The 19,622-nt window shown below is 48.9% G+C and carries 15 protein-coding genes and 1 riboswitch; of the genes, 3 read left to right on the top strand and 12 right to left on the bottom strand.

The annotated features are described in order from the left end of the window. The first annotated feature begins 4 nt into the window (after positions 1-4). Positions 5-1,141 carry a peptide-methionine (R)-S-oxide reductase MsrB gene (gene msrB / locus GJB59_RS04185; RefSeq protein ID WP_142829153.1) on the top strand — a complete coding sequence of 379 codons (1,137 nt, stop codon included), beginning with the start codon at positions 5-7 and terminating at the stop codon, positions 1,139-1,141. 428 nt (positions 1,142-1,569) lie between these two features. Here msrB and metH read toward each other — a convergent pair whose 3' ends face one another. The 3 genes from metH to GJB59_RS04170 form a co-directional block, all read right to left on the bottom strand. Then, complete coding sequence (metH, locus tag GJB59_RS04180) at positions 1,570-5,007, bottom strand: methionine synthase (RefSeq protein WP_142829151.1); 3,438 nt, start codon at positions 5,005-5,007, stop codon at positions 1,570-1,572. Next, positions 4,988-6,847: a bifunctional homocysteine S-methyltransferase/methylenetetrahydrofolate reductase gene (locus tag GJB59_RS04175; RefSeq protein ID WP_142829149.1), complete on the bottom strand. Its 1,860-nt coding sequence runs from the start codon at positions 6,845-6,847 to the stop codon at positions 4,988-4,990. Before GJB59_RS04175 ends, metH begins: the two co-directional genes overlap by 20 nt. A 72-nt stretch (positions 6,848-6,919) precedes the next feature. Next, positions 6,920-7,024: riboswitch (SAM riboswitch) on the bottom strand. A gap of 138 nt (positions 7,025-7,162) precedes the next feature. Beyond that, entirely contained in the window at positions 7,163-7,918 is a 756-nt protein-coding gene (locus GJB59_RS04170) for a DUF6920 family protein (RefSeq protein WP_142829147.1), read from the bottom strand. Positions 7,919-8,055: 137 nt separating this feature from the next. On the opposite strand from GJB59_RS04170, the gene GJB59_RS04165 reads away from it, so the two are divergent. Both GJB59_RS04165 and GJB59_RS04160 read left to right on the top strand, forming a co-directional pair. Beyond that, positions 8,056-8,601 (top strand): PadR family transcriptional regulator, encoded by a 546-nt coding sequence (locus GJB59_RS04165; protein WP_142829146.1) that lies wholly within the window; start codon positions 8,056-8,058, stop codon positions 8,599-8,601. A 12-nt stretch (positions 8,602-8,613) separates the two neighbouring features. Further along, positions 8,614-9,090: a DUF4188 domain-containing protein gene (locus GJB59_RS04160; protein WP_142829144.1), complete on the top strand. Its 477-nt coding sequence runs from the start codon at positions 8,614-8,616 to the stop codon at positions 9,088-9,090. An 86-nt stretch (positions 9,091-9,176) separates the two neighbouring features. Here GJB59_RS04160 and GJB59_RS04155 read toward each other — a convergent pair whose 3' ends face one another. The 9 genes from GJB59_RS04155 to GJB59_RS04115 all read right to left on the bottom strand — a co-directional run bounded on the left by GJB59_RS04155 (position 9,177) and on the right by GJB59_RS04115 (position 19,501). Further along, on the bottom strand, positions 9,177-9,758 hold the full coding sequence (locus GJB59_RS04155) for a hypothetical protein (RefSeq protein WP_236015414.1): 582 nt from the start codon (positions 9,756-9,758) through the stop codon (positions 9,177-9,179). Between the two features lie 91 nt (positions 9,759-9,849). Beyond that, positions 9,850-11,046: an MFS transporter gene (locus GJB59_RS04150; protein WP_236015412.1), complete on the bottom strand. Its 1,197-nt coding sequence runs from the start codon at positions 11,044-11,046 to the stop codon at positions 9,850-9,852. Positions 11,047-11,230: 184 nt separating this feature from the next. After that, entirely contained in the window at positions 11,231-12,460 is a 1,230-nt protein-coding gene (locus GJB59_RS04145) for a threonine synthase (protein ID WP_142829140.1), read from the bottom strand. Positions 12,461-12,542: 82 nt separating this feature from the next. Continuing rightward, positions 12,543-14,258: an assimilatory sulfite reductase (NADPH) hemoprotein subunit gene (gene cysI / locus GJB59_RS04140; RefSeq protein WP_142829137.1), complete on the bottom strand. Its 1,716-nt coding sequence runs from the start codon at positions 14,256-14,258 to the stop codon at positions 12,543-12,545. Positions 14,259-14,463: 205 nt separating this feature from the next. After that, the gene (locus GJB59_RS04135) at positions 14,464-16,302 is read right to left on the bottom strand and encodes an assimilatory sulfite reductase (NADPH) flavoprotein subunit (protein WP_142829134.1); all 1,839 of its coding nucleotides are present in this window, start codon (positions 16,300-16,302) and stop codon (positions 14,464-14,466) included. A 27-nt stretch (positions 16,303-16,329) separates the two neighbouring features. Continuing rightward, positions 16,330-17,139, bottom strand: a complete 810-nt coding sequence (locus tag GJB59_RS04130) for a uroporphyrinogen-III synthase (protein WP_142829132.1) — start codon at positions 17,137-17,139, stop codon at positions 16,330-16,332. 22 nt (positions 17,140-17,161) lie between these two features. Beyond that, positions 17,162-17,914 (bottom strand): sirohydrochlorin chelatase, encoded by a 753-nt coding sequence (locus GJB59_RS04125; protein WP_142829130.1) that lies wholly within the window; start codon positions 17,912-17,914, stop codon positions 17,162-17,164. A gap of 12 nt (positions 17,915-17,926) precedes the next feature. Beyond that, positions 17,927-18,703 (bottom strand): uroporphyrinogen-III C-methyltransferase, encoded by a 777-nt coding sequence (gene cobA, locus GJB59_RS04120; RefSeq protein WP_142829128.1) that lies wholly within the window; start codon positions 18,701-18,703, stop codon positions 17,927-17,929. A gap of 84 nt (positions 18,704-18,787) precedes the next feature. Continuing rightward, the gene (locus GJB59_RS04115; RefSeq protein WP_142829126.1) at positions 18,788-19,501 is read right to left on the bottom strand and encodes a phosphoadenylyl-sulfate reductase; all 714 of its coding nucleotides are present in this window, start codon (positions 19,499-19,501) and stop codon (positions 18,788-18,790) included. Positions 19,502-19,622: the final 121 nt, after the last annotated feature.

Genomic DNA, 19,622 nt, shown 5'->3' with positions numbered 1-19,622 from the left:
CGATATGAAAAAGATTCTATTCGCAGGCTTTCTACTATTATTGCTGGCGGTGCTTGCGGGCTGTTCAGCTGAGAGCGCAGATAATTCCAGCACAACTTCAGGACAGACAGCATCTACAAGTACTTCCAAATATCCCGATAATCCGAATGTGGATCTTGATTTCGACACAGACAATCTTCAGGACATCTGGCTTGCCGGCGGCTGCTTCTGGGGAGTCGAAGCTTATATGGCAAGGGTTTACGGCGTTTATGACGTCACTTCCGGCTACGCCAACGGCAACACCGAGAACCCAACTTACGAGGAAGTCATCCGTGAAAATACCGGACACGCTGAAACCGTCCATGTCCGCTACGACCCGGAACGCGTGGATCTCGAAAAGCTTCTTGGCCACTACTTTATGATCATCGATCCGACCCTATTGAATCAGCAAGGCAATGACCGCGGCGAACAATACCGGACCGGCGTTTATTATGAAAATGAAGCCGACCGTGCTGTCATCGATCAAGTTGTCGCCTCAGAGAAAGAACGCTACGATGACCCGATTGTCACTGAAGTCGAAGTGCTGGAACATTATTACCTGGCAGAAGAATATCACCAGGATTATCTTGAAAAAAATCCAGATGGCTACTGCCACGTAGAGTTTGATAGCCTGGAAGGTCAGGAAGTCGGAGAGGATGCCCAACCATTGATCGATCCGGCGCTTTACCCAAAACCAAGTGATGAAGAACTGAAAGAGCAATTGACCGACATTCAATATGAAGTAACACAGGAAGACGCAACCGAACCCGCTTTTTCCAATGAATACGATGGCTTTTACGAGCCGGGCATTTATGTGGATATCACCACCGGAGAACCTCTTTTCTCTTCTGCGGATAAATACGACTCCGAGACCGGATGGCCGAGTTTTACCAAGCCAATCGATCCGGATGTTGTCACGGAGCACGAGGATGGGCTGCTGTTCATGAAACGGACTGAAATCCGAAGCCGTGCGGGCGACAGCCACTTGGGGCACGTTTTCACTGACGGCCCCGAAGATAAAGGCGGACTGCGCTATTGCATGAACAGTGCCGCCCTGCTATTTATTCCCGAAGCGGAAATGGAAGCAGAAGGCTATGGCTTCTTGTTGGATAAAGTGAATTGATGTTACCGAAAAAGGCGGTCAGCTGAATGCTGACCGCCTTTTTTCTTTATATTAAAAGCAGAAGCAGGAAATCAATGATTTCCTGCTTCTGCTTCTTTTAAAAATTTTCTTTATTGTCCAGACTCCGGCAGGCCAGCCCCTCGAGTCGCTTCAGCCTTTCCAGAAATGGCTGAAGAACGCCATTACCGGCAAGGCTTCCAGCGCTTGTCGGGGCTAAACGGCTGCCTTCGCTTTTCTTATTGTCCAGACTCCGGCAGGCCAGCCCCTCGAGTCGCTTCAGCCTTTCCAGCAATGGCTGAAGAACGCCATTACCGGCAAGGCTTCAGCGCTTGTCGGAGGCCCGCAGGATGCGGGTCAGCTAACCGTTGCGACACGATGTCGCGCTCTTAGGTTAGCTTCTGCTGTTGGGCTGCTTCCGCTTTTCTTCATTAATCCACAATAAAATACCTAGCATCCGGATGAGCGAAAACGATGGCCGAAACCGATGCTTCCGGATCCATCATGTATTCTTCCGTTAAATGGACGCCGATGTCTTCCGGCTTGATGAGATTGAACAGTTTTGCCTGATCTTCCAGGTTCGGACAGGCGGGGTAGCCGAAAGAGAAACGCTGTCCCTGGTATTTTGCGGCAAAGCGTTCGCGCATCGAGAAGTCCGTCGCGTCCGGGAAGCCCCATTGATCGCGGATTTCCTGATGGATTCGCTCGGCAAAGCCTTCCGCCAGTTCAAGCGCTGTGGCTTGAAGCGCATGGCTTTCCAAAAACTTGCCCTGCTCTTTCAAGCGCGTCGCTTCGTCGCGCACACCAAATCCTGCCGTCACTTGCATAAAGGCTACGTAATCCATTTCGCCGCTGTCCACGGATTTCAAGTAATCGGACAGGCATAGGAATGGCGGAGCGGACTGGCGTGGGAATGTAAAACGTTCGATTTCAGTTTTAGCGTCTTTCGGATCGTAGATAACAACATCGTCGCCGTCGCTTTGAGCCGGGAAAAACTGATAAAGCCCTGATGGCTTCAACAAGCCGGAGCCCAGGAAATCGGTAGCCATTTCGTGCAGCTGAACAGCACGCGGGTCCCCTTGTGCAAGAGTTTTTTCGCTATAGCCTTTCAGTCCGAGGTGATGGCCGATCAAGGTGCGCATATTGACGTACGGATACAGATGCGCAACTGAATACTCTTTTAGCACATGGCGCCGCAGATCGTTCGGTACATAGACTGGCACATCTTCGCGAACCGTCTTAACCGGCTTCTCGGCAACTGCAACAGCCGGTTTGGCTGCGCGCACGGCTTCAGATGCCTGGCGTTTTTCCTGCTGGGCATCCAATTCCAATAAGAGCTCGGCTTTTCCTGCACCACTTTGCAGACGGTTGGCCAGATCCAGCCCTTGCATGGCGTCTTTGGCGTAAATGACCGGTCCGTCGTATTCCGCTGAGATCTTGGTTTCCGTAAAGCGTCTCGACAATGCTGCGCCGCCCACTAAGATCGGCACATCGATGCCGGCTTCCTTGAAATCCTGTGCGGTGATGACCATCTGCTTCGCTGATTTGACCAGCAAGCCTGATAAGCCTATCATGTCCGGTTTTTCTTTCCGAATCACTTCGATCAATGTAGCCGGCGTCACTTTGATGCCAACATCAATTACTTTAAAGCCGTTGTTGCTCAAAATGATTTCGACCAGGTTTTTGCCGATGTCGTGGACATCGCCTTTGACCGTAGCCAGTACAATCTTCCCTTTTCCGGAGTCGTCTTCTTTTTTCTCCATGAACTGTTCCAGGAAGGAAACCGCCGCTTTCATGACCCCTGCGCTTTGCAGCACTTCGGCAACAATCAATTGATTGTCATTGAAAAGCCGGCCAACTTCGGCCATCCCTTTCATCAACGGTCCATTGATGACATCAAGCGGTTCGTCGTACATTTCCAGTGCTTTTTCCAAATCCGGAATCAAGCCTTCTTTCGTTCCTTCTATAATATAGTAGGCTAACCGATCGGGCACCGTTTTCGGGATATCGTCCTCGGTTTTTTCTTTCTTCTTATCGCGGTAGAAAGCCGTAAAATCAGCCAGCGTTTCATCAGTTGTTGTAAACAGCAATTCATTGGCCATGTCGATTTCCTGTTTTGGAATCGACGCATAGCGTTCCAGTTTTTCGGTATTGACGATGGCGTAGTCCAAACCGGCTTGTGTGCAATGATATAAATAGACCGCATTCAATACTTCACGGCCCACCGGCGGCAAACCGAACGATACGTTGCTGACACCTAGAATGGTCAAGGCGCGCGGCAGCTTTTCCTTGATCAGGCGGATGCCTTCAATGGTTTCCACTGCAGAACCGATGTATTGCTGATCCCCGGTGCCGACAGGGAATACCAGTGGATCAAAAATGATATCTTCCGGCGCAAGGCCCCATTTGTTGACCAGCAAATCGTAAGAGCGTTCTGCAATTTCCAGCTTGCGCTCACGCGTAACAGCCATTCCAGGTTCATCGATTGTTCCGACCACGACTGCGGCGCCGTATTTTTTCACCAGCGGCATCACTGCGTCAAAACGCTCTTCCCCATCTTCCAGGTTGATCGAGTTGATGATGGCTTTCCCCTGCGAAAATTTCAGCGCCACTTCGATGACTTCTTCGTCAGTGGAATCGATGACCAGTGGAACTTTAACTTTTTTGACGACTTCCTTCATGAAGTTGATCATGTCTTCCACTTCGTCCCGATCCGGGTTAGCAAGGCAGATATCGATGACATGAGCCCCATTCTTCACCTGAGCACGAGCGATTTCAGAAGCTTCTTCAAACTGCCCATCGATAATCAGACGCTTGAATTTGCGGGACCCGATGACGTTGGTCCGCTCTCCGATGAATAAAGGACGCATCGTTTCATCGTATTGCAAAGGTTCAATGCCGGACACGACATGTCCGTGGTCAACAGGATCCGGTTTTCTTGGCGCCAGGCCTTCCATTGCTTCACGCACAGCCTTGATATGAGCTGGCGTTGTGCCGCAGCAGCCGCCGACTACGTTCAGCCAGCCTTTATCCGCAAAACCCTTCAGTTTTTTTGCCAACGATTCCGGCGTTTCGTGGTAATGCCCGTCTTCATCCGGCAAGCCGGCGTTCGGGTAGCAGCTGACGTATCCATCCGACAGTTCGGACAGCGACCGGATATGGTCTGTCATGAATTCCGGTCCGGTCGCACAGTTCAAGCCGACCGATAGCGGTTTAACGTGCTCGATCGAAATATAAAATGCTTCGATGCTTTGGCCTGCGAGCGTAGTGCCCATCGGTTCAATCGTTCCTGACACCATGATCGGCAATTCGATCCCTGTTTCTTCAAATGCCTGCTTGATGCCGATCGTTGCCGCTTTGACATTCAGCATGTCCTGGCTTGTCTCTAGGAGAATCAAATCTGCGCCGCCTTCAATCAATGCCTTGGCCTGCACATAGAAGTTTTCCAGCATTTCGTCGAATGTTGCACCACCTGTAACAGACAACGTTTTTGTCGTCGGCCCGATGGCACCCGCTACAAAACGCGGCCATTCCGGCGTTGAAAAAGCAGCTGCTGCTTTTTTGGCAATTTCCACTCCTCGGCGGTTGATTTCCGCTGCCTGGTGACCGATTCCATACTCGTCCAAAACGATTGGTGTACCGCCAAAAGTATTGGTGCAGAGAATATCTGCTCCCGCTTCGAGATAAGCAGTATGGACATCTTCGATAACATCCGGACGGACAATATTCAAATACTCATTGCAGCCGTCGAACTCTTCGCCTCCAAAATCTTCTGGAGAAAGATCGACGTTCTGGATCATCGTTCCCATGGCTCCGTCGATGATCAATATTCTTTTTTCAAGTTGTTGTTCAATAAGATGTTTGGACATGGCTGGGATCGCTCTCTTTCTGTTGATCTAGTTGTCGAATATAATGAATCAATTCCACGGTCATATCGTAACGAACAAACGGGGTGATGAGGTAAATGCCATGGAACAGCTCCGCTGCCGTATCAATCAATTCTTTCGCAATTTGGATGCCTTCTGCTGTTGCGCGGTCTTTGTCGTCACCGCATGCGCGCATGCGTTCCAGTGCATCTTCCGACAGCTTGATGCCCGGCACTTCATTGTGCAGAAATTCCGCACTGCGGATGCTGGTCAGCGGCATGACACCGATAAAGATTGGCGTTTCCAGATGTTTGGTCGCTTCGTGGATTTCAATGATTTTTTCTTTTGTGTAAACCGGCTGCGAAATAAAATAATCCGCCCCGCTTTCAATTTTCTTTTCAAGTCTTGCGACTGCCCGGTCAAGCACACGGACATTTGGATTGAATGCTGCAGCGACAGAGAAATTGGCTTTTTTCCGCAACGGCTTGCCGGAAAATGAAATGCCTTCATTCAGCTTTTTGATCAGCTGAATTAATTCCATGCTCGACACGTCGTAAACGCTGGTTGCACCCGGGAAGTCGCCGACTTTGGTCGGATCGCCCGTTACTGCGAGTATATCATGCATACCGAGTGCATCGAGCCCCATCAAATGCGATTGCAGACCGATCAGGTTGCGGTCGCGGCATGTGATATGAGCAAGTGCCCGTATATTTTCCTTATGTTTGAGGATCGAGCCCATCGCCATATTGCTGATGCGCGGCGATGCCAGCGAATTGTCCGCCATCGTCACGGCATCTACACCAGCTTCATTCAAAGCTACAGACCCTTCCAAAAACTTGGTCGTATCCAAATGGCGCGGCGTATCCAATTCCACAATGATTGTCCGTTCCGTTTTGGCTTTTTCGTGAAGCGGCTTTACTTCTAAAGCTTCCGCTTCACGGATGACGATCGGTTTTCTGGCCGTTACTTCTTTATGGAAGATTGGCGGCAAATTGCCGAGATGCTTTTTCACTGCTTCAATATGCTTTGGCGTTGTGCCGCAGCAGCCGCCGATCAAACGGACGCCTTCTTCTCTCAATAATAAAGCGGCGCGGCCAAAATAATCCGCTTCCGATTCATAGACGATCCGGCCATCCTCAACATCAAGCAGGCTGGCATTCGGATAGGCAGATAAAAACGCTTTGTCAGGCAACGTGACTTGATCAAACGCCTGGATGGTATGGTGGGGACCGAGGCGGCAGTTGACACCGACGATATCGGCTCCAAGCGTCTCCAATTGATGCAGGGCATCATTCAACGACATGCCGTTTTGCAGGATGCCCGGGTCATGCATGGACACTTGGGAAATAAGCGGCGTATCGGTGATGCCTTTTAAGTGCTTAACCGTTGCTGCGAGCTCTTCAAAATCGTAATAGGTTTCCAAAAGCAGTCCGTCCGGGTCTCCTGACAGCAAATGGTTGGCCTGCTGGTCGACCATCGCAATGATTTCCTGCAGCGTGGCATCGCTTTTACGGATGCCCCGTACTCCCCCAATGGTGCCGAAAACAAATTGTCCGCCCGGCGCTGCCGCACGTTTCGCGATTCCGATGGCGGCTCTGTTGATGTCAGCGACTTGCTCTTCCAGCCCGTAGCGTGCGAGTTTTGCTGCATTTGCGCCGTATGTGTTGGTTTGGATGATATCCGCTCCAGCTTTGATGTAGTCCTGATGGATCTTCTCGATGACTTCCGGACGCTGCAAATTCAGTTCCTCGTTGCAATATTCAATTCCGTACGAATAAAGCAATGTTCCCATGGCGCCATCCGCTGTCAATATCCTGGTTTTTAATTCGTCTAATAAACCCATCCTTCTCAACCTCCCATATATACAAAAAAAGCCTTCATGAAAAAGAAGGCTTTACGATATCAAACTCGTTCCTTTTCATCTGCCAGACAATTGCTTGCCTGCTGGATTTAGCACCTGACCTTTCGGCTGGTTGCTGAAGCTTCATAGGGCCAGTCCCTCGACTTCTCTTGATAAGAATTCACTATTCTGTTTTAAGTATTCTAGATATGGTACCTGTATCTATGAGACAGGTCAACCCAAACTGTCAAAAAACAATGAAATTTCTGTGATATCCTACAAAAAACTTGTGCATTTGGATGATTTACAAATAACAGGCTATTTTTTTGGATTGAAACGGACATCTGACACGTCAAACTTATACCAAGTAAATGTATCGCCATCTACTAACCAGCTGACCTCCATCTTTACGGGTATCTTCAATCCTTCCACCTTCTGTTGCTCTCTAACGGTGCCGATGCACAGCTGCCGACGCGCTTCTTTGCCACTGTCTTTGTAACGCCACGCTTCTATTCTCAGCAATTCACTTTGCTCATTGAAAAAATAGGTAGCGGATCCCGTCAAGCCCTCGTATGTTATCACCGCTTTCGCTGCGTGCGCATCCACGAGCTCCCAAGCGATAAACGGACTGAACACTGCCGCCGGGTACCAAACCAACTCCATTAAGTAGCGCTGCAGCGCCGACTCATTGATCTTTTCATTGTCAGCGGTTGTTGTCAGCGGAAAGAAGCCCATAAGTTTGATCCGCATACTGGCTTTGCCTGCTACAAAGCTGTCTTTCCCCGTGACGAATAACCCTTTGCCCATTTTCATCTTTGCGGACCAGTGGAATGCAGGCGGGTCGGCAAAGCTCGTTTGTTCGGCTTTCGATGCAGTCCACTCTTTTTGCTCCGGCTTTTGTTTCATCCATCCATGTTGCTTGAGGCTGACACTCGCAATTTGTTCGTGCCCGACAGCACCCATCGCATGAAGCCAATTTTTTACTGGCAGTGGGAGCGACTCAACCATTTCGGGTGTTAGTTTGTTCGAAGCCCTAAGGTCAGAATTCATATCGTGCATTTCTTTTTTCTCCATCGCAGACACCCCTTTACTCCCCATACCTTTTTACACATAATATCATTTTCATTTAATAAATACTGGACAAATTATAGAAAAAAGAGTATTTTTATATCAAATAGATATGTATCAAAAAGATATAAGGATGTGGAAGAATGGCAAAAGAAAATCACACACACTATGCAATCCTTGGTCTTCTGACTACAGAATGCCGCACCGGCTATTCCATCAAACAAATGATTGATACAAGCTTGAACCATTTCTGGAAAATCAGCTATGGACAAATTTATCCGACGTTGAAGTTGCTGGTGGAACAAGGTTATGCCACAGTGGAATCTCAAGTCCAGGAAGGAAAACCGGATAAAAAAGAATATACGATTACCGATGAAGGAAAACATGTTCTCAAAGAATGGATTCAGCAGCCTATTCAACAGCTCCCGGGTGAAAAAAACGAGTTGCTGCTGAAACTGTTTTTTAGCCGAAATCAGGATGTTCAAGACACGCTTGATCATTTAGCGGCTTATCGCGAAAAATTGACTGACCGCCTCAACACGTACAAGGGCATTCAAGAGATGATTAATACTCAGTTAATGGATCAAGCTGATGCCCCGTTCTGGCTTCTGACTTTGGATTACGGCATACGGACCACGCTGGCTGCTATTGACTGGTGCGAAGAAACAAAAAAGACCTTAAGTCCATGAGGAGGAAAAACAATGAGCGCAAAAGTCTTTCCCGGAAGATATACTGCTGAAAGCCATGGGGGAATCGTCGTATTTGTCATCGGCATGCGGATCAACAAATGGAGAGCTGTGCACAAATGGCTTCCGGTCCTGATGGCCATGCCTCCGATGATTAAGGAGCTTGCGATCCACAAAGAGCTTGGATGCCTGTCTTCTGAGAGTTTTTTCAAGCTTCCGCTTACTTTCATGGTTCAGTACTGGCAATCCGAAGAAGAACTGCACGCCTATTCAAAAGGACAAAATCATATGTCTGCCTGGAAAACCTTCAACCAAAAAGCAAAAAATAATGACGCTGTCGGCATCTATCACGAAACCTACATGATCTCCCCTGGCCATTCAGAATCGATTTACGTCAATATGCCTGAATTTGGTTTAGCCAGAGCGCTTGGTAAAAAAACAATCACTCCAGCCACTTCATCAGCCCGTCAACGACTCCAAAAGCAACAATAGCCTCCATTAAAATAAGATAAAAACCCTGTCCGGAATAAAAATTCCGGACAGGGTTTCAAATTAACTCCACAGCAGCCTTGTTTCATTTAGAAAAGGCTCTGCAATTCTTTTATTGGCCGAACATCCGGCTGGCCTTCGTAGCTGGTGAATTCGATTTCCCCGATGCGCATCCCGGCATTGTATTCACCAATAACGGTATCCAGCAAAATAAAAGTAGCCGAGATAAATTCATCTTCATTGTCATCGGTAAAACCTTTGATGTAGAGAGTCAAATTCAATTCATCACTGCCCTTTTCAAACGTACAGAAAATATCGTCCCACCCCAGTTCGATATCGCCGTATGCGACAGAAAATTCCTCGTCATGCGGTTGGCGGAAACCAATAATGGTAAAGTTGCTAAGGGCCGGCGCATTGTCGACCAATTCGATGACATCGTCAAATGCCTCTACAACCCCGTCTGCGCTAATGGTAAATTCACGCTTCCCCGCAACCAGGCTTTCGCCAAACTCAAAAGCCAAATGCCTGTTCACCTTATGCAATTTCTTTTCCAACTGGCTGAAAAGCCTGTCTCGGCCAGACTCATCCAATTCAAAATACGCTGCTTTGTTTTCTGCAAACCATTCCCAGAAAGCCGCCACCTTATTTTTCCTCTTTGGCAACCAATTCATCCTGCTATCCCCTTTGCACCATCATCCGTTTATTTCTATCATAATCATATTCCTTAAAAAATGATAGTTCTTTTTATCTACACCTAAAAGACTACTTATCTTCTGATTTCATTTCATAAGTACGGAATTTCGCCATGGAAATGACACCGAGTACCGGACCGATGCTCAATAAAGCAAACACCCATTTCCAGCCGATGATTTCTTGCATCACGGGAATCAGATTGATGGAAAAGATGGTGATCAAAAAGCCGATGCACATCTGGAATGTCAAAGCAGTCCCCAAATAAGGAGCTTCTGCAAACTCTGTGACCGCTGCTGAAAACTGGGCCGAATCGGAAATCACAAACATTCCCCAAACAATCGCTACCGTCAGCGTCAGCCAGACGGCCTGTCCAAATGTAAAGCCGATGATGACCGAACAGCCCGCACTTATTACCAAAGATAGAATGGCCAGCCGCGACCTGCCCAGCTTGTCTGCCACTAAGCCGCCCAAAACGCAGCCAATTGCTCCGGCAACTCCAATCGAGACAAAAGAAGCAAAAGCAATAATTGCCGGACTGATGTCGGAAGAGGAGCTGGCAAAACTTGCAGCTAGAAAAACAGGAAGCCATGTCCACATCGCATACAATTCCCACATATGGCCGAAATAGCCGTAGTTTGCGAGCATGACAGGTTTATTTTGCAGCACTTGTTTAATCAATTTAAAGGAAAAAACCATTTTTTGTTGAGCAACCGATGCGTCCTTGACGACCCAGTTCATAATTGCACCCGAAACCAATGCCAGCAATGAGCTGACGATGATGACCAATTTCCAATCTACAGCGGAAAAAAAGATGCTGATGAAATGGGGCAAAGATGAGCCTAGAGTCAGCGCAGCGATCAAAATTCCAAGCGCCAATCCCCTTTTCGACGGGAACCATTGCGAAAGCAGTTTGACCGCTGTCGGGTAGACGCCGGCAAGCGCAACTCCGGTCAATATCCGCAAAGCAATTCCAATGGCAGCACTGTCAGCGACCGTCAGCAAACCATTGATGAACGCACCCGCCAATGCGGAAAGCGCAAAAACTTTGCGCGCATTAAAGCGATCTGCAATGCCAAAAGAAACACTCAGCAAGGTGCCGATGATAAAACCGACCGGAACAGATGCCGACAGCCAGGCTTCCGTCCGTTCAGTAAGAAGCCACAGCTCCCTCAATTCCGGCCCCGTCACGCTCGCACTAAACCATAAGCTCAGCGCAAACAGCTCCGCCATGGCGATCCAAAATAACGCCGTCCATTTTCCCGCCATCACCTTAATTCCCCTTCCACAAACAAACTACGCCTGATCTTTCTCTTGTCCTTATCATAGAACAGCAAAAGCAAATAAGAAAGAGCCCCTCACCAGTTAACTGTCCTGGTGAAGAGCTCTGGAATTATAGTTTCCACTTTTTTATGCATCACGGATTAAATCATATCCACGGACACAGACATCCTTAGTTTTTAGCTGCCGGCTCTTTCCTGATTGAATCGCCGATTTCCAATGTCGGAACATCAATACTTACCGTGTCTGGATACTTTATGCCGGCTCCTGTGTTTAGCGCAACGACGGTTTCTCCATTTTTGATCCAGCCTTCTTTTTGGAGTTGGCGGATTGCTGCAAATACGGCTGCCCCTTCCGGACAAACAAAAGATCCTTCCAGGCGCGCGACTTTTTCCTGCTCGTCAAGCATGGTCTGGTCATCAATCGCGATGGCGCAACCCTGTGTCTTATAGATTGCCTCCAGTACAAGAAAGTCGCCCAGCGCTTTCGGGACATTGATGCCAAAAGCCTGCGTGGTGGAATTTGCCCAGAACTCGGACTCGTTCTTCCCTTCCTGCCATGCTTTGACAATCGGGGCACAGCCGGTCGCCTGAACCGCAACGAGGCGCGGAAGGTCACCTTCCACCCAGCCGAGCTTTTTCAGTTCATTCAAGGCTTTATAGATGCCGATTAGTCCAACACCGCCGCCTGTCGGGTAGAGGATGACATCCGGCATCTTCCAGTCCATCTGCTCAGCAATTTCCAGCCCCATCGTTTTTTTGCCTTCGATGCGGTACGGCTCTTTCAAGGTCGACACATCGTACAGGCCAAAGTCCTTTACAGCCTGTCCGACAATTTTTCCGGCATCGCTGATCAACCCGTTGACCAAATACAGATTGGCACCGGACAATGCCACTTCGTTGCGGGTGATTTTAGGTGCATCCTTCGGCATCACGATTGTCGACCGGATGCCGGCTTTTGCACCATACAGCGCCCATGCAGCGCCGGCATTGCCATTGGTCGGCATCGCGAACTCTTTTACGCCGACTTCCTTGGCTTTTGAAATTCCGACTGCCGCTCCTCTTGCTTTAAATGTGCCAGTCGGAACAAGGCCTTCATCTTTCATATACAGATTGACGACATCCATATCCTGCCCCAATGTCGGCATTTTAATGAGCGGAGTCATGCCTTCCCCTTGAGAAACCACGTTCGTTTCATTTTCCACTGGAAGCAGTTCATGGTACCTCCATAAGTTGGGTTCCCGCTTCAGCAGATCTTCCGGTTTCCAAGCAGCTTTCAATTTATCCCAATCGTAGTCCACAAGCAGCGGCGAACCGCATGTACACAATTGGTGCTGCTGTTTGGTATCGTAGACAGCCTCGCATTTTGGGCAATAAAGGTGGGAAACATAACTGTATGTCAAATTCAACACTCCTCTTTTATTGATGGGCCTGACGCCAAGAGCCCGGAATCGCTCCCGGGCTGCTGAGTGAAACTTATTGGATCTAGCTATGGAAATTCAGTCCGGATGTGACCGGGGCCACATACCCGGCGCGGATGACGAAATCGCCGAAATGCTCGTTTTCCTGACGCTCTTTGGCATATTGGAAAAAGATCGGTTTAAGCGTTGCTAAAATCTCTTCTTCTCCAATATTCTCGCGATACATTTTATTCAAACGGTCGCCCGCAAAGCCCGCGCCCAAATACATATTGTATTTGCCGGGTGCTTTGCCGATAAAGCCGATTTCTCCCAGTGCAGGGCGTGAGCAGCTGTTCGGGCAGCCCGACATGCGGATGATGATTTCTTCATCGCGCAGTCCTGCTTCGTCCAGCGTTTCTTCGATTTTGCCAACAAGCACCGGCAAATAACGCTCGGCTTCAGCCATTGCCAAGCCGCAAGTCGGCAGTGCCACACAAGCCATCGAGTTCTGGCGCAAAGCGGAATTTTCTTTGCCGTCGGTCAGCCCATATTGCTCGACTAAAGCATCAATCTTCGCTTTGTTGTTTTCTGTTACGTTGCTGATGATCAAGTTCTGGTTGGCCGTCAGGCGGAATTCTCCTGTATGCACATGGGCAATTTCACGCAGCCCAGTCATCAATGGATAGCCGTCAAAATCTTTAACGCGGCCATTTTCAACAAATAAGGTTAGATGCCATTTGCCGTCACTTTGGATCCAGCCATAGCGGTCGCCGTTGCGGTCGAATTGGAATGGGCGCTCTTGTTCCACTTCCCAGCCAAGGCGCGTATTCAGCTCGGTTCTGATCCAATCAAGCCCCAATCTGTCGACGGTATATTTGAAACGGGCGTTTTTTCGGTCTGAACGGTTGCCGTAATCGCGTTGGATAGTGAGGATTTTCTCGCCGACTTCGTTGACCTTGTCAGGCGGGCAAAATCCGATGACACTCGCCAATTGCGGATAGGTGGCCGTATCGCCATGCGTCATGCCCATCCCGCCGCCGACCGTGACGTTAAAACCTTGCAGCTTACCGTCTTCCAGGATGGCAATAAACCCAAGATCCTGTGAATAGATATCGACATCATTTGCAGGTGGAATCGCAAAGCCGATTTTAAATTTTCGCGGCAAATAAAGATGGCCGTACATCGGTTCGACAACTTCGCCTTCGTTGCTGTCGACGACTTTTTCTTCGTCCAGCCAAATTTCGTGATAGGCTCTTGTTTTCGGAAGCAAGTGTTCACTTAACGCACGGGAAATTTCGTATACCTCCCCGTGTACATCCGATTGGTACGGATTGGACGTCGACATGACATTGCGGTTAACGTCGCCGCAGGCCGCAATGGTATCCATTAACGCATGGTTCATTTCCTGGATGGTGCTCTTCATATTCCATTTTAAAATACCGTGCATCTGAAAGGTTTGGCGCGTCGTCAGCTTCAATGTGCCATTGCCATGGGTATTGGCTAAATTGTCCATCGTCAGCCATTGATGCGGCGTTGCGACTCCTGCCGGCAGGCGGACACGGATCATGAATTGGTACGCGGGTTCAAGTTTCTGCTGCGTCCGTTCGTTGCGGATATCCCGATCATCCTGCATATAGCTGCCGTGGAATTTCAACAGCTTGCCATCATCGTCCGGGATAGAAGCCGTCAAACGCTCTGCGAAGCTTTCCACGAGATTGCCCCGCAAATAATTGGTTCTGTCTTTGATGACCTCCATTTCACTTGGTGGTCCATCGATATCAGTCAAATCTTTGATTTTCATGGTAAGCTCCTTTCGTTGTTAAAGAACTCGCTTCGGGAGGACGCTTTCCGCGGGCACGACTTCCGCCGCTTCCCTCGCTGCACTCAATCCAGTGGCTCCAGTTCGTGCTGCCCCCGCAGGAGTCGCCTCCCTACACTCCTTCTTTCATAAATCGTGCAGTTAAGAACATCGAAAAACTAATTGCTGATTACTCATGTATACCTTCTTAATAAACATCCCGCAAATAACGCTTGTCGCTGCGCATTGATGTTAAATACTCTTCCGCTTGTTCCGGGCTCATATTGCCTTCTTGTTCCAGAATAATGGCAAGTGTGGCATGGACATCTTTGGCCATGTATTTTTCATCGCCGCAAACGTAGACATTGGCTCCGGCTTCCAGCCATTTATACAATTCCTGGCTCTTCACAAGCAGACGATGCTGGACATAAACTTTTTCTTTAGTATCGCGGGAAAAAGCGACGTCCATTTTTGTCAAAACGCCATCCTTGAGCCAGCGCTGCCACTCGGTCTGGTAAAGGAAATCGGTGACGAAATGCTGTTCACCGAAAAACAGCCATGAGTCTCCCTGAGCATCCGTTTCTTCCCGCTCTTCCATGAACGACCGGTAAGGCGCAACGCCTGTTCCGGCACCGATCATGATAATCGGCGTTTCCGGATTGTCAGGCAAACGGAAATTATTGTTGCTTTGGATGAACACCGGCAACGTCGCACCGATGTCAGAGCGTTCTGCACATTGAGTCGAGCAGACACCAGTCCGCTTGCGCCCGTTTGCTTCATAGCGCAAAGCACCCACCGTCAGATGGACTTCATCCGGATTCGCTTTGGAGCTGCTGGCAATCGAATACAGGCGAACCGGTATTTTGCGCAATATTTTAATGAATTCAGCAGCAGACGCTTGCCAAGGTCCGAAATCTTCCGTCAAGTCAATCAAGTCTCTTCCATAGATATAAGCCTGCAGCTGTTCTTTGTTTTCTGGCTCCAATAAATTGGCCAGCGCATCACCGTTCGCAAAAGCTGCCGCTTTTTCAAGCAACGGTTTCGATAAGGTGGTGATTTCAAACGTCGAAATCAATGCGTCGCGCAGTGAACTGGTGTCGCCTTGCTTATTGATGGAGACCGATTCATCCGGATTCCATCCTGCCGCAGCAATCAATTGATCAACTAGCTGATCTTCATTTTCCGGAACGATTCCCAGGCTGTCTCCCGGTTCATATTGGAGGCCGGAGCCTTCGAGATCAAGTTCGAGGTGGCGGGTTTCTTTATTCGATCCGCGTCCATTCAAATTGATATTTCCCAGAACTTCCGCGTTGAACGGATTGCTGCGGGAGTATGCCGGTGGGCTGTCGGGTGGTGCTTGCTGACTACCAGGAGCTGCTGCAGCAACCGGACGATCCGTTTCTCTTTCTTTATTCAATACACTAAAGACACCATCAAACCATTCTCCTGCCGGTTCTTCAAAATCCAAATCAGCATCCACCCGTGGATGGATTCGTTTGGCACCCAGTTCCTCCAGACGCTTATCGAAATCTTTGCCGGTCTGGCAGAAAAATTCATAAGAGCTATCGCCCAGAGACAAAACAGAAAACCGGACATCGTCAAGTTGCGGCGCCCGTTTGCTGTGCAGGAAATCATAGAGGGCAAGGGCATTATCCGGCGGATGGCCGTCCCCGTGCGTACTCGTGATGACCAGCAAATCTTCGACTTTTTTCAAGTCCTTCGGTTTAAACTCGTCCATCGGAGTGAGCTTAACTTTATAATCCTTATCCTGCAGTTTTTTTGAAACCCCTTTGGCGACCGACTCGCAGTTGCCTGTATGGGAACCGACCAAAATGGTGATTTCACGGGTAGCGACAGGGACGTTATCTTGCTGTGCATACCACTCCAATCCTGGTTGTTCCTGCACAGCGACTGTGGCTGCTGACTGCGTGCCGGCCAAATAGCCGTTCAGCCAAATTTTCTGATTGTCGGTCAGCATCGGCAATAAGCGGTTGATAAGCTCAACTTGTTCCTGATCAAACGGGCTGTTCATTGTCTGTAGTTGCATATGGTTCACCTCGAAATTAGTTTATTTTTATGCTTCCTGCTGGCGATAATGGCGATCCATCGCTACAATCATCGCCCCCATCTTCTGATGTTCAGGCTGAAGCACCTGGACGATGCCATTACTTTCCAGCTCTTTGGCCGTGACTTTGCCAACCGCTACTGCCAACACCCGGTCGTTGAAAGCTGCGACCAGCTGTTTTCCTTGATTCGGTTCCGCAAAAATGTTCTTGACCTGCGTTTTACTGGTAAACACAATGGCGTCCAAAGACTGTTCGATGATGGACTGTTTCAGCTGCTCCACTACGAGGGCATCCGGTTTTTCATAGGAATACGGCCGGGACAGGTAAACCGAATGTCCATATTCCTCCAGTATTCCCTTCAACTTATGGTCATCCAAATCGTAAGCCTGCAAAAAGATTCGCTGCGGGCTTTTGCCTTTATACTCTTCATCTAAAGCGGTTAATAGATTGTCCATTGTTCCGTCTTCTGAAACGTGAACCGGGTTTAAGCCATGTTCTTTAATCCATTTCATCGTTTTGCTGCCGCGGACGGCTAACTGGGTTTCTTTCAACTTATCGATGTAACGCGATTGAAGGCCGATGCCTTCCGCGGAATCTGTTAATGTTCTCGCTCCGATGCCGGTCGTGAAGATGGCCCAGTCGAAATCTTCGGCTAAAAAGTCCGTGATGTTCTGTGCACTGATGTCTTCGTTTAACCGCTGCCTTCCCTGAATTGGAAGAATGACAGGCGTGCCTGACTGCTTTTCAATCAGCACACTGATTTCTTTTGCGGCACGGACTGCTGCCACACCTATTTTCTTTCCGGCCAATCCATTCATATCCAATCTCTCCTTCTATCTTTCACCATGCCGGCTGCTGTTTGTTTTGCAGCGCTTCATGGACACGCTCAGCGAGGGCATCCACCATGGATGGATGATCGCCTAAATATCCGCATAATATAATTTGCTGTTCTTCGGTAGAGAAACTGTTGACTTTCTTCTGCATTGATTTGACCAAGAGTCCTGTGAACCACAGATAAGGGACAACGAAAATCTGCTTGCTGCCGCTGTTGATTGAAGCTTGCAATCCTTCATCAAATGACGGAGCACTGGCAGCCAAATAACAAACATCGATTTTTGGCACTTTGACTTTCGCTGCCAGTATTGCAGCAATCTCTTCGACCGAGCGGGTGATTTCCGAACTTTTTCCACCACGTCCGACCAGCAGAATTTCCGCTTCAGGCAATCGTTCCACTCCAGTTTCCTCCAGGCGCTCGGCTAAAATCTCTACGAGGCGATCCTGGACACCAAGTGGCTTTCCGTAAGTAAAGAGGATGTCCGGATAACGCAACACCGATTTTTTAACTTCATCCGGGATGTCCTCGTAATAATGGCCAGCGCTTAGCAAGAGAACCGGAACAACCGCAATTGCGGTAGCGCCCTGCTCGGCAAGGCTGTCGATCCCTTCGCCAATATCCGGACTGGCCAACTCCAAAAAACAGGTTTCATGAAGAGCCGCATCCACTTTTTGGTGCACCTGCTCCATAAATGCCATCGCTTCCTGGCGTGTTTCTTTGACGCGGCTCCCGTGGCTTACATATAATACAGCCTGCATATCACCATCTCCTCATCCTACATGGGCGGCAAGCTGAAATTGCTTTTCGTCCTGCAGCTGCTCGTACCATTGCAATTTGTCTCTCAGACGGACTACTTCTCCCACCACAATCATCGAAGGATTTTCGAAACCTTTTGCGTTTTGAATAATGTCCTCAAGCGTTCCCGTCACTGTCCGCTGCCGTTCGGTCGTTCCCCATTCAATCAAGGCAATCGGCGTCGACGGCTTCAAGCCATGGCGCAGCAATCGGCTACAGATTTCCGGAAGTTTACTGACACCCATATAGATGCACAGCGTATCCATGCTTTTGACGACATGCTCCCAATATTCATCCTGATCGACGCCCACTTTGCTGACCCCGGAAATAAATGCCACAGATGCACTGTAATCGCGGTGGGTCACCGGGATGCCGGCATAGGCAGGTGCTGCAATGCCAGCCGTGATGCCCGGCACAATTTCAAATGGAATGTTGTGATCGACCAATGCTTCCGCTTCTTCTCCGCCTCTTCCAAAAACAAAAGGGTCGCCGCCTTTCAGACGTGTCACGGTCTTGCCCTGCAGCGCAAATCGGCACAGCAGTTCATTGATCTCTTGCTGTTTCAACGAATGGTTGTCAGGTCTTTTGCCGCAATAAATCAGTTGGGCACTTTCTTTCGCTTCGTCCAGCAAGTCCTGGTTTATTAAGCGATCATAAAGGATGACATCGGCCTTTTGAATGGCTTTCAGCCCTTTCACTGTAATCAAATCAAGGTCGCCTGGACCTGCACCAACTAAATAAACTTTTTTCATAAGCTTCCTAGACTCCTTTTTTCAACCAGAGAACTGATGATTGCCTCATTTTCTGATCGTTAATACGCATCTTTGCCGGCCTATTTATGTATGCAGGCCACATTCCGTTTTCGCAAAACCTTTCCATCTTCCGTCGCGGCTGTCTCCATCAGTCGTCACTGCGAACGAACAATGCTTGCAGCCGATGCTCGGATAGCCTTCGTCGTGCAAAATATTGTATTCAAGTCCGTTCAATTGGATATACTGCCAAACATCGTCCCACGTCCAGTGGATCAGCGGGCAAATCTTCACCGATTTGAACCGGTTGTCCTTATTGATGAAATCCGTTTTGCTGCGGCTGGCCGACTGTTCTCTTCTCAAACCGGAAATCCAGGCCTGCGCACCAGAAAGGGTTTGTTCGAGCGGTTTGACTTTGCGGATGTTGCAGCATTTGTCCGGCTGGCTATTCCATAGTTCATCGCCGAATTGGCTGGCTTGCTCCTGCAAAGTCAATTCCGGTTTTTTCATCCGGATATTCATGTTCGGATAGCGTTTTTTGACGCGTTCGATCAGTTCATAGGTTTGGTCGAAGTGGACGTCCGTATCCAAGAACACCACTTCCGCATCGCCCTTCACTTTGGATATCAGATCGATCAACACCATGCCTTCCGCTCCGAAGCTGCAGGCATACACAACATCTTCCCCGTAGGAATCGTAGGCCCATTGCAGAATATCAGCGGCACCTTTCAAGAGATCGGTTGGTGCCAGATCCTTGAATGGATCTCCAGTAAATTGCTCGTACGAAACTGCTTGGCCCATCCTATCTTCCTCCTTTAAAAATATGAATGTTTTCTTCTTCTCTCCTACCAAAGAAGAGTCGAGATTGAAGCCAACCTGCGGAATCTCCGCAACTAAATCTAAATAAAAATCCCTCTCTTCC

Source organism: Planococcus soli (assembly GCF_016881065.1).
GTDB classification, from domain to species: Bacteria; Bacillota; Bacilli; order Bacillales_A; family Planococcaceae; genus Planococcus; species Planococcus soli.
This window is presented reverse-complemented; position numbering and strand designations above follow the sequence as displayed.

Excerpts from the sequence above, each read along its gene's own strand:
- msrB (WP_142829153.1), top strand. The coding sequence starts at position 5 with ATGAAAAAGATTCTATTCGCAGGCTTTCTACTATTATTGCTGGCGGTG.
- metH (WP_142829151.1), bottom strand. The coding sequence starts at position 5,007 with ATGTCCAAACATCTTATTGAACAACAACTTGAAAAAAGAATATTGATC.
- GJB59_RS04175 (WP_142829149.1), bottom strand. The coding sequence starts at position 6,847 with ATGGGTTTATTAGACGAATTAAAAACCAGGATATTGACAGCGGATGGC.
- GJB59_RS04170 (WP_142829147.1), bottom strand. The coding sequence starts at position 7,918 with ATGGAGAAAAAAGAAATGCACGATATGAATTCTGACCTTAGGGCTTCG.
- GJB59_RS04165 (WP_142829146.1), top strand. The coding sequence starts at position 8,056 with ATGGCAAAAGAAAATCACACACACTATGCAATCCTTGGTCTTCTGACT.
- GJB59_RS04160 (WP_142829144.1), top strand. The coding sequence starts at position 8,614 with ATGAGCGCAAAAGTCTTTCCCGGAAGATATACTGCTGAAAGCCATGGG.
- GJB59_RS04155 (WP_236015414.1), bottom strand. The coding sequence starts at position 9,758 with ATGAATTGGTTGCCAAAGAGGAAAAATAAGGTGGCGGCTTTCTGGGAA.
- GJB59_RS04150 (WP_236015412.1), bottom strand. The coding sequence starts at position 11,046 with ATGGCGGGAAAATGGACGGCGTTATTTTGGATCGCCATGGCGGAGCTG.
- cysI (WP_142829137.1), bottom strand. The coding sequence starts at position 14,258 with ATGAAAATCAAAGATTTGACTGATATCGATGGACCACCAAGTGAAATG.
- GJB59_RS04135 (WP_142829134.1), bottom strand. The coding sequence starts at position 16,302 with ATGCAACTACAGACAATGAACAGCCCGTTTGATCAGGAACAAGTTGAG.
- GJB59_RS04130 (WP_142829132.1), bottom strand. The coding sequence starts at position 17,139 with ATGAATGGATTGGCCGGAAAGAAAATAGGTGTGGCAGCAGTCCGTGCC.
- GJB59_RS04125 (WP_142829130.1), bottom strand. The coding sequence starts at position 17,914 with ATGCAGGCTGTATTATATGTAAGCCACGGGAGCCGCGTCAAAGAAACA.
- cobA (WP_142829128.1), bottom strand. The coding sequence starts at position 18,703 with ATGAAAAAAGTTTATTTAGTTGGTGCAGGTCCAGGCGACCTTGATTTG.
- GJB59_RS04115 (WP_142829126.1), bottom strand. The coding sequence starts at position 19,501 with ATGGGCCAAGCAGTTTCGTACGAGCAATTTACTGGAGATCCATTCAAG.